The sequence below is a fragment of the Bacillus sanguinis genome, from assembly GCF_018332475.1.
GTDB classification, from domain to species: domain Bacteria; phylum Bacillota; class Bacilli; order Bacillales; family Bacillaceae_G; genus Bacillus_A; species Bacillus_A sanguinis.
Genome location: NZ_BOQB01000125.1, coordinates 1 through 13,200, shown reverse-complemented (window position 1 = coordinate 13,200; position 13,200 = coordinate 1). Strand labels below are relative to the sequence as shown.

At 37.9% G+C, this 13,200-nt stretch carries 10 protein-coding genes, 9 tRNA genes, 1 rRNA gene and 1 pseudogene; 1 reads left to right on the top strand and 20 read right to left on the bottom strand.

Annotated elements, in window-relative coordinates:
* Nucleotides 1–256 precede the first annotated feature (256 nt).
* The gene (locus tag KI369_RS15050) at nucleotides 257–763 is read left to right on the top strand and encodes a DoxX family membrane protein (RefSeq protein WP_212956502.1); all 507 of its coding nucleotides are present in this window, start codon (nucleotides 257–259) and stop codon (nucleotides 761–763) included.
* A gap of 71 nt (nucleotides 764–834) precedes the next feature.
* Here the strand turns inward: KI369_RS15050 and KI369_RS15045 are convergent, their stop codons facing one another.
* The 20 genes and pseudogenes from KI369_RS15045 to rrf all read right to left on the bottom strand — a co-directional run bounded on the left by KI369_RS15045 (nucleotide 835) and on the right by rrf (nucleotide 13,134).
* Nucleotides 835–1,401 (bottom strand): DUF4256 domain-containing protein, encoded by a 567-nt coding sequence (locus tag KI369_RS15045; protein WP_212956501.1) that lies wholly within the window; start codon nucleotides 1,399–1,401, stop codon nucleotides 835–837.
* 97 nt (nucleotides 1,402–1,498) lie between these two features.
* Nucleotides 1,499–2,056 (bottom strand): annotated as a pseudogene (locus KI369_RS15040) (alpha/beta hydrolase family protein); the annotation flags it as partial.
* Between the two features lie 141 nt (nucleotides 2,057–2,197).
* Nucleotides 2,198–3,310, bottom strand: coding sequence for an RNA-guided endonuclease TnpB family protein (locus KI369_RS15035; RefSeq protein ID WP_212956500.1), 1,113 nt, complete (start codon nucleotides 3,308–3,310; stop codon nucleotides 2,198–2,200).
* Between the two features lie 395 nt (nucleotides 3,311–3,705).
* Entirely contained in the window at nucleotides 3,706–5,508 is a 1,803-nt protein-coding gene (gene glmS / locus KI369_RS15030) for a glutamine--fructose-6-phosphate transaminase (isomerizing) (protein WP_212956499.1), read from the bottom strand.
* Between the two features lie 12 nt (nucleotides 5,509–5,520).
* A complete protein-coding gene (locus KI369_RS15025; RefSeq protein ID WP_001208183.1) occupies nucleotides 5,521–5,706 on the bottom strand; it encodes a hypothetical protein in 186 nt (61 codons plus the stop codon).
* Between the two features lie 286 nt (nucleotides 5,707–5,992).
* On the bottom strand, nucleotides 5,993–7,339 hold the full coding sequence (gene glmM, locus KI369_RS15020; RefSeq protein WP_000521482.1) for a phosphoglucosamine mutase: 1,347 nt from the start codon (nucleotides 7,337–7,339) through the stop codon (nucleotides 5,993–5,995).
* On the bottom strand, nucleotides 7,332–8,801 hold the full coding sequence (locus tag KI369_RS15015; RefSeq protein ID WP_212956498.1) for a CdaR family protein: 1,470 nt from the start codon (nucleotides 8,799–8,801) through the stop codon (nucleotides 7,332–7,334). Before KI369_RS15015 ends, glmM begins: the two co-directional genes overlap by 8 nt.
* Nucleotides 8,794–9,615, bottom strand: coding sequence for a diadenylate cyclase CdaA (gene cdaA / locus KI369_RS15010; protein ID WP_212956497.1), 822 nt, complete (start codon nucleotides 9,613–9,615; stop codon nucleotides 8,794–8,796). Before cdaA ends, KI369_RS15015 begins: the two co-directional genes overlap by 8 nt.
* 220 nt (nucleotides 9,616–9,835) lie before the next feature.
* The gene (gene rocF / locus KI369_RS15005; protein ID WP_212956496.1) at nucleotides 9,836–10,729 is read right to left on the bottom strand and encodes an arginase; all 894 of its coding nucleotides are present in this window, start codon (nucleotides 10,727–10,729) and stop codon (nucleotides 9,836–9,838) included.
* Nucleotides 10,730–10,938: 209 nt separating this feature from the next.
* Nucleotides 10,939–12,084, bottom strand: a complete 1,146-nt coding sequence (locus KI369_RS15000; protein WP_212956495.1) for a glycerate kinase — start codon at nucleotides 12,082–12,084, stop codon at nucleotides 10,939–10,941.
* Between the two features lie 114 nt (nucleotides 12,085–12,198).
* Nucleotides 12,199–12,271, bottom strand: a tRNA-Ala gene (locus KI369_RS14995).
* A 10-nt stretch (nucleotides 12,272–12,281) separates the two neighbouring features.
* A tRNA-Gly gene (locus tag KI369_RS14990) sits at nucleotides 12,282–12,353 on the bottom strand.
* A gap of 5 nt (nucleotides 12,354–12,358) precedes the next feature.
* A tRNA-Lys gene (locus KI369_RS14985) sits at nucleotides 12,359–12,434 on the bottom strand.
* 5 nt (nucleotides 12,435–12,439) lie between these two features.
* A tRNA-Gln gene (locus KI369_RS14980) sits at nucleotides 12,440–12,514 on the bottom strand.
* Between the two features lie 65 nt (nucleotides 12,515–12,579).
* Nucleotides 12,580–12,663: transfer RNA gene (locus tag KI369_RS14975), tRNA-Tyr, on the bottom strand.
* Between the two features lie 16 nt (nucleotides 12,664–12,679).
* Nucleotides 12,680–12,755: transfer RNA gene (locus KI369_RS14970), tRNA-Val, on the bottom strand.
* Nucleotides 12,756–12,760: 5 nt separating this feature from the next.
* Nucleotides 12,761–12,835: transfer RNA gene (locus tag KI369_RS14965), tRNA-Glu, on the bottom strand.
* 22 nt (nucleotides 12,836–12,857) lie between these two features.
* A tRNA-Thr gene (locus KI369_RS14960) sits at nucleotides 12,858–12,930 on the bottom strand.
* 4 nt (nucleotides 12,931–12,934) lie between these two features.
* Nucleotides 12,935–13,009: transfer RNA gene (locus tag KI369_RS14955), tRNA-Asn, on the bottom strand.
* 9 nt (nucleotides 13,010–13,018) lie between these two features.
* Nucleotides 13,019–13,134 (bottom strand): 5S ribosomal RNA (rrf, locus tag KI369_RS14950).
* Nucleotides 13,135–13,200: the final 66 nt, after the last annotated feature.

Genomic DNA, 13,200 nt, shown 5'->3' with positions numbered 1-13,200 from the left:
AGGTTGTTCCTTATATAAAACCGGAGAAATAATAAGGAACGCCCAGATGAACTTAAAGAACACACGTAAACCTATTTACTACGGGAGCTATCCGCTACAATAGATAGCTCCCATCTCTCATTTATTGCTTAATTTTCAAAAATAAACTTCAATTTTATAAATAAAAAATCATATATTTGTTCACACTTTATCCATTGTGAATCCTTTCACAATGGATATATAATAAACTTGTAAATACAATATTGGAGGGATTTCAATGATTATCAATTTTTTAAGAACTGATAAACGTGCTACTTTCATATTATTATTTTTACGACTTTACATAGGGTATACATGGCTCGCTGCTGGAATCGGCAAAGTCTTTGGAAAATCTTTTGACGCAAGTGGTTTTCTAAAGGGTGCTATTGCTCAGGCATCAGGTGATCACCCTGCCGTACAAAGTTGGTGGGCAGATTTCCTTCAACACTTTGTTCTTCCAAATGCAGACCTATTTAGCTTTTTAGTTCAATGGGGAGAAATTTTAGTAGGTCTAGGTTTAATTTTAGGCGGATTAACAAAAACTGCTGCATTCTTTGGAATTATAATGAATCTTTCATTTTTACTAAGTGGAACTGTTAGTGTAAACCCAAACCTGCTTATTTTAACTATGTTCATTTTAGTTGCAGGTCATAATGCTGGACGCATTGGATTAGATGGCTATATTTTCCCTAAACTTTTCCGTAAAAACAACCATGAAACATATAAATTAAGTAAAACTGCGTAGTAACAGTTTACTTTTAAAATATAAATAAGAAAAAGAGCCTACGTATAGGCTCTTTTTTATTTACTCCAAATTTAAACTCTTAACGAGCCACGAAAACCTCTGGCAGCATAATAAGAGTCTGCCCCATTGTGATACACGAAAACGTGTCCGAAGCGATAATCGCAAAATAGAGCACCACCGAGTTCTCTAATGTCTGAAGGCGTTTGTACCCAGCTTGATGATTTCATATCGAAATCTCCAAGTTGTTGCAACTCTCGATATTGTTCTTCCGTTAATAATTCAATGCCCATAGCAACTGCCACATCAATAACGTTATTTTCTGGTTTATGTTTTTTTCTTGCCTCTAACGCTTCAAGATCATAACAAAGGCTTCTGCGGCCTTTAGGGCTCTCCTTTGAACAATCACAGAAAGTATACTCATCCTTCTCTTCATCATAACCAACAACATCCGGCTCACCGCCAGTTACTTCCATTTCGTTAATTGACCATAATTTTTCAGTATTAGTAGCTAGCTTTGCTTCAACTTTAGCCCATTCAAGACCTTCATGGCGGTTCATGTTTTTCTCAAAACGAGCTTGTAATACTTTTAATAGTTCTTCACATTGTTCTACAGATAACTCATGTTTATTCTCTGTCATATTAGTCCTCCGAATTATGTTTCCTTATAATCATTTAAATCTTTTCAATGATAGTTTGTATACAGTTTACAACGAAAAACCCCTGTACATATATCCATTATATAGTACAAAAACCTTTCATGCTTTCCCCAAGAATATAGTGTGAAAACCAAATCAAGTTCTGCTTCATAATGGCTACATTCATTCCCGGCTGATCAGAACTATATGCCATTCCTTTAAATATAATTAATTCTGTATCAACTTCCATATCTCTTAATCCTTCATATAGCTCATATGCATTTGTAATTGGAATTCTTGCATCTTTTTCTCCATGTTGAATTAACGTAGGCGTACAAGCTGATTTAATATATGTCATTGGTGATGTTTTCTTATATATCTCTGGATCATTCCATGGAGTATTTCCTAAATACATTCTAATAAAGTAAGGGATATCTGTATTTACATAATGGGTACCCCAGTTCGTAATTCCGCCCCCAACTGAAATAGCTTTAAATCTACTGCTACATGTAGAACAAAAAGCTGATATATATCCTCCGTTACTCCATCCCATAACTCCTACTCTATCTTTATCTACAATCCCTTTTTTAACTAGTGCATCCACTCCAGATATAATATCATCATAATCAGCAAATCCTTGTTTTCTATAGTTTGCTTGTGAACTACCCACCACTTAGTACCTCTTACGAGCTTCCCCCGAGTATGGGCTTCTCGGTTCATCGCTACTTTTGATAGCTAACGAATTTGCCCTAGGACAGCCGAGCTAACTCCCTTGTTCCAAAGGTTATTTTGTTACTATTTATGCCAACACTAATAATCGGATGGCTTCTTTTTTGATATTGATCGCTGCGTTATAGTCACGGCCAATTGTGAGTCCACACAAACACGCATACGTGCGTTCACATAATGGCATTTCTTTTTTATTTCCACAATTACTACACATTTTTGTAGAAGGAAACCATTTATCTATTTTTACAAGCTGTTTTCCTTGTTCTTGTAGCTTATATGCTAAAAATGTCGTGAATATCCTCCAACCGTTGTCCGCTACACTCTTACCAAATCTAAGTGCTCGTGACATTCCTTTCATATGTAAGTCTTCGATTGCTACAACATCAAAACTCGTAGCTAATTCTTTAGACTTATGATGAAGAAAATTTTTACGTTGATTGGCGACCTTTTCATGCAATTTCGCTACACGAATGCGTTGTTTATTCCAGCGATTTGAACCTTTCACACGTCCTGCTAATACTCGTTGCGCTTTTGCTAATCTATCTAACATCTGACGATAAAAGCGAGGATAATTGGCTTTCTCATCTTCGCTACTTACATACAATTCAGCCATTGCGAAGTCTAATCCAACTACAGTTTGTACTTCTTTTTGTACAATCTCTTTTTCATATTCAGTCAAGATGGACACATAGTATTTACCAGTAGGTGTCATCGAAATCGTACACGATTTGATGATATGTTTTGGCGGGATTTCTCTATGTTGCTTCAGTTTCACCATTTTCAACTTTGGTAATTTGATATAACCATGAAATAACATAATATTTCCGTTTACTCGATTCGTTGTATAGGATTTTCTACTCTTTTTACTTTTGAATGTAGGAAAATCACTTTGACCACTAAAAAAATTCTTATAAGCAGTTTGCAAGTTTAATTGAGCATTGGCCAATGCCAATGAATCAACTTCTTTCAACCATTCATACTCTGTCTTATATTTTGCAGGAGTAGGGAATTTTTCTTTCTTTAGTTCTTCCTTGTTCCCTTTATATTTTTCATATACTTCTTTTCGTTCAGCCAGCATTTTGTTATACACAAAACGTACACACCCGAATGTTTTTCGTATGAGATGTGCTTGTTCTTCTCTTGGATACAGACGAAATTTATACGTCTTATTCTGCTTTGGCATATCCATTCACCTCATTTTTCGCTTCATTTTCCATAAGCTATGACGGTGATTACACAACCTGAACACTATAAGATTATTATCTACTTTCATTGTTATACCAAAATTCCCCTCTTATAAGACTGATTATATCAGAGGCGAAATAAATAGGAAAACCAAATGTTTGGCTACGCCAAACCGAAATTCATCTCCCACCTGCCGCTAGACTATCGTCTTTCACACGCCTGAGGAAGGAGACTTCTTTCGGATAATATGTTAAAGCGGGATAAAGTAAAAATTTAATCTATAGGGTTCTATTCACTTACCAATTTTCGATGTTTTTTTCGGCATAAAAATACCCCTTTAGATAACATATCTAAAGGGGTACCGATTCATATATTTATTAACCTACCAATCTCCTACTCAACAGTAACAGACTTAGCTAAGTTACGTGGCTTATCAACGTCACACTCGCGGTGAAGTGCTGCGTAGTATGAGATAAGTTGGAATGGAATAACTGCTACTAGCGGTGCTAGTGCTTCGTGTACAGCTGGTAATACGAAGCTGTCACCTTCCATTTCTAAGCCTTTCATTGAGATGATACATGGGTTAGCTCCGCGTGCTACTACTTCTTTCACGTTACCACGAATTCCAAGGTTTACGTGCTCTTGTGTAGCAAGTGCGATAACTGGTGTACCGTTTTCGATCAAGGCAATTGTACCGTGTTTTAATTCTCCTCCAGCAAATCCTTCTGCTTGGATGTAAGAGATTTCTTTTAGTTTTAACGCACCTTCTAATCCTACGTAGAAGTCTACGCTACGTCCGATGAAGAAACAGTTACGAGTTGTTGCTAGAAATTGTTTTGCTAATGCATCCATTTCTTCTTTTTGATCACAAAGCTCTATCATAGCATTTGCTACAAGTCCTAATTCGTGTGTTAAATCGAAATCAAGAACTTCGCCTTTTGCTTTAGCAATATCCGCAGCTAAAATTGAAAGTACTGCAAGCTGTGCTGTGTAAGCCTTCGTTGACGCAACTGCGATTTCTGGTCCCGCGTATAACGGAAGTGTGTAATCAGCTTCACGAGAAAGCGTAGAACCAGGTACGTTTGTAATCGTTAATGCTTTATGACCCATTTCATTTGTTTGTACAAGTACCGCACGGCTATCAGCTGTTTCACCACTTTGTGAAATGTAAATGAAGAATGGTCTTTCTGTTAATAATGGCATGTTATAAGAGAATTCACTTGCTACATGCACTTCAACTGGCATTTTTGCAAACTTCTCGATAAATTGTTTTCCAACAAGACCTGCATGATAACTTGTTCCACATGCAATAATGTAAATACGATCGCTATCTAAAATCGCATTGCGAATGTCTTGATCTAATTCAATCTCGCCATTTTCATCTTGATACTTTTGAATTATATTACGGATTACAAGTGGTTGCTCATCGATTTCTTTAAGCATGAAATGAGGGTATGTTCCTTTTTCAATATCACTTGCGTCTAATTCCGCTGTAAACGGTGCACGTTCAATCGTTTCACCTTGTAAGTTTTTAATTGTAATGCTTTCTTTCGTTACGATTACGATTTCTTTATCCATTAACTCAATAAATTGATCTGTAACTTGTAACATCGCCATAGCGTCGCTCGCCACAACATTAAAGTTGTCACCAACACCTACTAATAGCGGGCTTTTGTTTTTAGCAACATAAATCATGTTTGGATTTTCAGCATCAAGTAATCCGATTGCATAAGAGCCATGTAAAAGAGATAGCGTATTACGGAACGCTTCTTCTACACTTAGTCCAGTGCTCACTTGTTGTTCCATAAGCTGTACGATAATCTCTGTATCCGTTTCACTTACGAACGTTACATCTTGTAAATATTCTTTTTTCACTAATTCATAGTTTTCAATTACGCCGTTATGAACTAGTGTAAAGCGTTTTGATGTACTTTGATGCGGATGCGCGTTTACTTTGCTTGGAACACCATGTGTAGCCCAGCGTGTGTGACCGATTCCCACGCTTGCTGCTACGTTCTCATCTACGATTTCGCGAAGTTTTGCAATACGGCCTTTTTCTTTGTATACAACAACACCGTTATCTGTTTGTACTGCGATACCTGCTGAATCATATCCACGATATTCTAGCTTTTCTAAACCTTTTAATAAAATTTCCTTTGCATCTTGCTCTCCAATAAATCCTACGATTCCACACATGTTTAGTCGCCGTTACAAATGCTTACACTGCTCTGCGAACATGTAACGACATAGTCCGATACCATTTTTATTTATACTAAAAAACGGATTACATATTGCTAGCCCTGTAAGCTTGTAACGGCTTTCACCTTCCTCTCGATTGGGTTTAAGTCCGTATATACTTATACAGCTAGTTTGTATCCGTTCCTTTTCTCTCATCACACTTTCACCTTTGTCCACTAAGTCACCTTAATGATTTAAGTAAAAGCTTGCGGTTGTGATGAACAACCGGGAGTCATCCGCCGAAATCTCGATAAACCCCACCTCGTCAACTACACTACTTGTAGTTCTGGCGCTTCTATAATTTACAATATTTCCTTTGAGAAAAAGAACAAGACCATCTTATAACAAACATGGATAAACCGTCAATGAAATTTTTTTCATCGTCTATAAAACATATGAAAAAGGAGCACTTCTTGTGCTCCTTTTTCATAAATTTATTGAATTATTCAGCGCCAACTTCAGCTTTCACAACTTCTACAATACGATGTACATATGCGTCACAAACTTCTTGTGTTGGTGCTTCTGCCATTACACGAATAAGTGGCTCTGTTCCAGATGGACGAACAAGAATGCGGCCATCACCGTTCATTTCTTCCTCTACAACACGAATAATTTCTTTAATTTTTTCATTTTCTAATGCTAGTTTTTTATCTGTTACACGAACGTTTACTAGTAATTGCGGGAACTTCGTCATTTCTCCTGCAAGCTCAGATAATGGTTTTTTCGTCATTTTCATGATGTTTACAAGTTGAAGTGCACTTAACATTCCATCACCAGTTGTAATGTAATCAAGTAAGATAATGTGACCTGATTGTTCTCCGCCCAGGTTATATCCACCACGCTTCATCTCTTCCATTACGTAGCGATCACCAACTGCTGTTTTATCACTTGTAATACCGTTAGCTTCAAGTGCTTTGTAGAAACCTAAGTTACTCATAACCGTTGAAACAACTGTATTGTGCTTCAGTTGACCAGTTTCTTTCATGTATTTCGCACAAATAAACATAATTTGATCGCCATCAACGATGTTTCCTTTTTCATCTACAGCGATTAAACGGTCACCGTCACCATCAAAAGCAAGACCGATATCAGCACCTTTTTCTTTTACTAATTCCGCTAATACTTCTGGATGTGTAGAACCTACTCCATCGTTAATGTTCATACCGTTTGGTGAAGTCCCCATTGTTGAAATATCAGCTTCTAAATCAGCAAATAAGTACGGAGCTAATGAAGACGTAGCACCGTGCGCGCAATCTAAAGCGATATGTAAACCAGAGAAGTCTTCCTCTACAGTTTGTTTAATGTATTGTAAATATTTTTGTCCGCCTTCAAAATAATCACTCACTTGTCCAAGGTTAGTACCTGTCGGACGTGGTAATTCATCAACTTCTTTGTCTAATAAAGCTTCGATTTCTGCTTCTTGCTCATCTGTTAATTTAAAACCGTCTGAACCAAAGAATTTAATTCCGTTATCTTGTACCGGATTATGAGATGCAGAAATCATAACACCTGCTTGTGCATCTAACGCTTTTGTTAAATAAGCAACACCCGGTGTAGAAATAACACCAAGACGCATTACTTCTGCTCCAGTTGATAATAGACCTGCTACTAAAGCTCCTTCTAACATATGTCCTGATATACGTGTATCACGGCCGATAATTACTTTTGGACGATCTGTATCTTTTGTTAATACATAACCACCAAAACGTCCAATTTTGAACGCTAATTCAGGTGTTAACTCCTGGTTCGCAACCCCACGTACTCCATCTGTACCAAAATATTTACCCATTATGATTCGCTCCTTTTTCTGGCTCTTTTTGATTATCTACTGTTGGCTCTTGACTAGTTTCTTTTTCTTTATCTTTATTTTGTTCCTGTTCCGGGTCAGGCTTAGGTTCAGGTTCAGGATTTTTTGGTTTTTCAGTTTGATTATCTTGGTTATGATTTGAATCTGTTTTTTCACCGTCACCTTGTACTTCTTTATCTGGATTTTCTTTCTTCACAATTGTGACCTTAGCACTTTTTTGCTTTGGTTCTATTGAAATATTACTAGGGCCGCTCACTTGAATGGAAACATCCTTTGTTCCCGGAGATACATTTTGCAGATTAATGGCTGCTGTTATTTGAGCTGCTGTTATTTTATCTACTATACTTGTTTCTCCTGAAATATCAACGCTTATCTTCCCATCTTGCGGCGAAAGCAGCTGGGCCGTAACATCTTTAGAAAGTCCATTTTTTTGAATCGATATACCATCAATCGTTCTTGTTTTCGTTTGTTTTGTTTTTTGTACGCCTACTGAAACCTTCACTTGATTCGGTTTTGCACTTGTTACACCCTTTGGCAATAAAACAGAGGTATCGAATGTTGTAGACTCTGTCAATTGACTAAGATCTACTTCGACCCCCCCTATCGATTGTATATTATCCAATACATCTTTTGGACCTGCTATCGTTACTTCTCGCGGCTCAACGCTAATATTTGTAACGGCCAATCCTTCTGCTAAACTCCCCTTCTTCGTATACGTTACAGGAACAGTTTTTTCAGTATTATTGGCTGTAGTTTGCGTTGCCACATTCAACGTTACACTAATCTTAGATGGACTCGTTCTTACATTTAAACGTTTTCCTTCTTTATTGTATAATGTAACTTCGGGCGTTTTTGTAACAGTTTTATTAACACCTTTTAAATCAACATACGCTTTGGCAGCTGAAATGCTTTCAATTTCTTCTTTCGTCCCAACTACCTCAACAGTATCTGGTTTAAGGCTTGATTTTTCGAGAGTAGCCCCCGCTGGCATCTGATCCTCATTTGATAATTTCAAATCTACATGAACATATTTTCTCGCCTTTTCATGAAGAGTAACTTTAATTGTTGATGGCTGAACTGTTCCTTTCACATCATCTGGAAGCCCGTTCGTTTTTAAAGAAATCTCATAAGTTCCTTTTGGACTATCTCGCAAATCAATTGGTATGTCAAATTGTTTTTTTGCTTTTGCTGTAGCAACTGATGCCTTTGGGCCTTCTAACTTCACCTTAACGCCCTCTGCTGGAATACCACTTACAATATATTTCTCCTCATCATACTTAAGATTAATCTCATAATTAGTTAATGTTTCTTTCGTATCATTTGCAAAAGGTAATATACCTGATGTCGTATTTTTTTCAGTTAACGTCGCTGACATAAAAAGCATACACGCCAATAGTAATGAGATCCCTTTTAAAAACCAATGATTCTCCATTAACTTATCCATGACGCTTTCTCCTCCAATTCCATAAAGACGAAGAAGTCGTTTTTTCGTTTCCACTAAATTCAGCTAATAACATATCCTTCAGCTGTTCTGTCTTCAAATCACGATGCAACTTACCATTTTTCGTTAAAGAAATTTGACCAGTTTCTTCAGACACAACTACCGTAATACTATCAGTAACTTCACTAACTCCCATTGCAGCACGATGTCTAGTTCCTAATTCTTTAGAAATAAACGGACTTTCTGATAATGGAAGATAACATGCTGCTGCTTTAATGGTACTTCCTTGCATAATGACCGCTCCATCGTGAAGAGGTGTATTAGGAATGAAAATATTAATGAGTAATTCCGATGATACGTTTGCATTTAGCGGAATACCTGTTTCCACATAATCACCCATACCGGTCTCTTTTGACAAAGTAATTAATGCACCAATTCTACGTTTCCCCATATATTCTGTTGCTTTTGCTATCGCTGTTGCAACCATTTCAGACTCATCATCCTCATGGGTTCCAGTACGTGAAAATAAGCTCCCGCGTCCTAGCTGCTCAAGTGCTCTTCGCAATTCTGGCTGAAAGATAATAATAACGGCTAAAAATCCCCACGTTAATACTTGTTCAGTTAGCCAAGATAACGTATGCAATTCAAGGAAAATACTAATCATCTTAACGACAATGATAACTGTAATCCCTTTTAAAAGTTGAACAGCTTTCGTCCCTCGGATTATAAGAATTAGCTTATATATAATAAACCATACAATGGCAATATCTAATGCCGTACTAAGATATTTCAAAATGGTCGTATCTTCAAAAGGCATGCTATCCCTTCCTCCTACTTACGAGCAATTCTATCCATATATTGAAATATTGTTTTATGCTCTATCTGTATGTATTTCCAACAACTAGTTAATTATACCATACATGAAACAAACGACAATTACAAACAACCCCCTTTATCCTAAATTGGTAAGATGTCAAACATTATTATACGCCTATTTTCAAATAAAAAAAGCAACTTCTCAGTTGCTTTTCTTACATTTATTTTAGTTTTTCACCGAATAAAGAACCCATTAAAGCAACTGCTGTTGTTGCCGTTCTATTTCGCTCATCTAAAATCGTATTTACCTCAACAAATTCAGCAGATGTGATAATATCAGCTTCCGCTAACATTTCCATCGCCAAGTGGCTTTCACGATAAGATAGCCCACCAATTACAGGCGTTCCAACACCTGGTGCATCATGAGGATCAAGACCATCTAAATCTAATGATAAGTGTACACCATCAGTATGAGATAAATATGCGATTGTTTCTTCCATAACAGCCGTCATCCCCATACGATCAATTTCATGCATTGAGAACACTTTAATACCTTCATTGCGAATGAAATCTTTTTCTCCTTCATCTAATGCACGTGCACCGATAATTACGACATTCTCTTTTTTCACCTTTGGATATGCCCCGTATAAATCTACAAGTGTGGGATGTCCATACCCTAAACTTGCTGCAAGTGACATGCCATGAATATTACCAGATGGTGAAGTTTCCTCTGTATTTAAATCACCGTGTGCATCATACCAAATAACACCTAGGTTTTTATAATGTTTAGCTACACCAGCTAATGTACCGATAGCAATACTATGGTCACCACCTAATACAAGTGGAAAACGTCCTTCTTCTATAATATGATCCACCTTACTTGCTAATTCGTTACATACAGTTGCAACTTGTGTAAGGTTTCTTAAGCTCGTATTTACATCTACTTCTTTTTCTCTCTCTATACATATATCTCCCATATCTTTAACTTCATATCCAATTTCTTCAATTCTTTCAATTACGCCTGCATAACGGATTGCGCTTGGCCCCATATCTACCCCGCGACGCATCTGTCCTAAATCCATTGGAACTCCAATAACTGAGATTTCTTTTTTCATAGATAGTATCCCCCTTTTGTGCCTTCACTAAATATTTTAAATCTTTTTTATAGTCTGACTCAACTCGACATTTTTCTGTATGGATATACAAATTATTCACTTATATCCGCCTTGAAAACCAAATTTTAAGACTATTCTATGTATAAAGTTAACTTAATGAAACAACTCCCATCATTATTATTAAATAATAATAAAAAACACTCCTACATTTAGAAGTGTTTTTCTGATGCTATTTTCCATACTGCGGCAATATTCTTTGCTGTCATCTCGATATTCTCTTCCGCTACTTTATATGCCTCTTCTAATGTCATAGGACTCGCTGTAATACTAAATACTGCATCGATTCCTTTTTTGTGAACAGCTTGATAATTCGGAGATACAGATCCTCCAATAGCAATGACAGGAATACGAAAATGCTTTGCACGCTCTGCAACACCTACAGGGGCCTTCCCATATGCTGTTTGTTCATCTATTCTCCCTTCGCCAGTTATAATTAAATCTGCTTCTTCTATATGCTTATCAAAATTTGTATAGTCTAATACAATTTCAATTCCTCTCCGTAAATTTCCCTTTAACACTGCAATAACAGCTGCTCCCATTCCTCCTGCAGCTCCTGCGCCAGGAATTTTAGATACATCGCAAGATAAGTATTGTTTAAGGATATTCGCATAATGCTTTAAATTCTCATCCAGCTCTTTCATCATCTCTGTATTCGCACCCTTTTGTCTCCCAAATACGAAAGATGCTCCCCTTATTCCAACTAACGGATTATCTACATCACATGCTGCTTCTATCTTTATATGCATTAAGCGTGAATCCAAGCGCGAAAAATCAATAGCGACAATCGAATGTAACGTTCCTCCAGATGGCTCTATTACTTCCCTTTTTTCATTTATAAACCTAACTCCTAATGCTGACAACATACCTGCTCCACCATCATTTGTAGCACTTCCTCCAAGTCCTAAAATAATGTGCTCAGCTCCTTCGTCTAGCGCATGTAGTATAAGTTCGCCTGTTCCTTTAGTTGTTGTAATAAGTGGGTTTCGCTTTTTAACTGGAACATGTTGTAATCCTGATGCTGCTGCCATTTCAATAAACGCTGTCTTTTTATCTTTAGACATACCGTAAAAGGCTTGTACACGTTCTCTAAGCGGTCCTGTCACAGGAAGTGATGTAATCCTTCCCCCTGTCGCATCAACAAGAGAATCAACCGTTCCTTCTCCTCCATCTCCAATCGGTATTTTCACATACTCTGCTTTAGGGAAAATTGCTTCAAAACCTCTTTCAATAGCCTCACATACTTCTATAGCTTTTAAGCTTTCTTTATATGAATCAGATGCAATAACAACTTTCACAATTATCCCCATCCTTTATTTTCTCGTTTTCTCCATTTTAAATGACAAATATGAAAGTTGTCTTTTTAAACACAAAAAAAGCTTACATCATATGATGTAAGCTTCTCTATTAGATGGAGCCTAGCGGGATCGAACCGCTGACCTCCTGCGTGCAAGGCAGGCGCTCTCCCAGCTGAGCTAAGGCCCCTTAGTAATTAAGCGGAAGACGGGATTCGAACCCGCGACCCCAACCTTGGCAAGGTTGTATTCTACCACTGAACTACTTCCGCGAAAATGGTGAGCCATGAAGGATTCGAACCTTCGACCCTCTGATTAAAAGTCAGATGCTCTACCAACTGAGCTAATGGCTCGTAAATGGCTGGGCTAGCTGGATTCGAACCAGCGCATGACGGAGTCAAAGTCCGTTGCCTTACCGCTTGGCTATAGCCCATTAATATTTACTAGTATGGTTATCTTTTCAAAAAAATAAACCCTCTCAGGTTATTTTAAAGAAAATGGTGGAGGGGGGCAGATTCGAACTGCCGAACCCGAAGGAGCGGATTTACAGTCCGCCGCGTTTAGCCACTTCGCTACCCCTCCGACATTTAAACATATATGGTGGAGGATGACGGGATCGAACCGCCGACCCCCTGCTTGTAAGGCAGGTGCTCTCCCAGCTGAGCTAATCCTCCAAAAGTGGTGACCCGTACGGGATTCGAACCCGTGTTACCGCCGTGAAAGGGCGGTGTCTTAACCACTTGACCAACGGGCCAAAAATTTTAAAACTCTTCCCAAGCTTCCAACCGGGCTTGAACCGGTGACCTCTTCCTTACCATGGAAGTGCTCTACCAGCTGAGCTATGGAAGCATAATGGCTCCGCAGGTAGGACTCGAACCTACGACCGATCGGTTAACAGCCGATAGCTCTACCACTGAGCTACTGCGGAATAATATTAGCCTGGCAACGTCCTACTCTCACAGGGACAAGGTCCCAACTACCATCGGCGCTAGAGAGCTTAACTTCCGTGTTCGGTATGGGAACGGGTGTGACCTCTCTGCCATCATTACCAGACTTTTATCATTTTAGACATTTCTTTCAAAATGTCAAGAAGAAAATTATATATTCCTTCAAAACTAG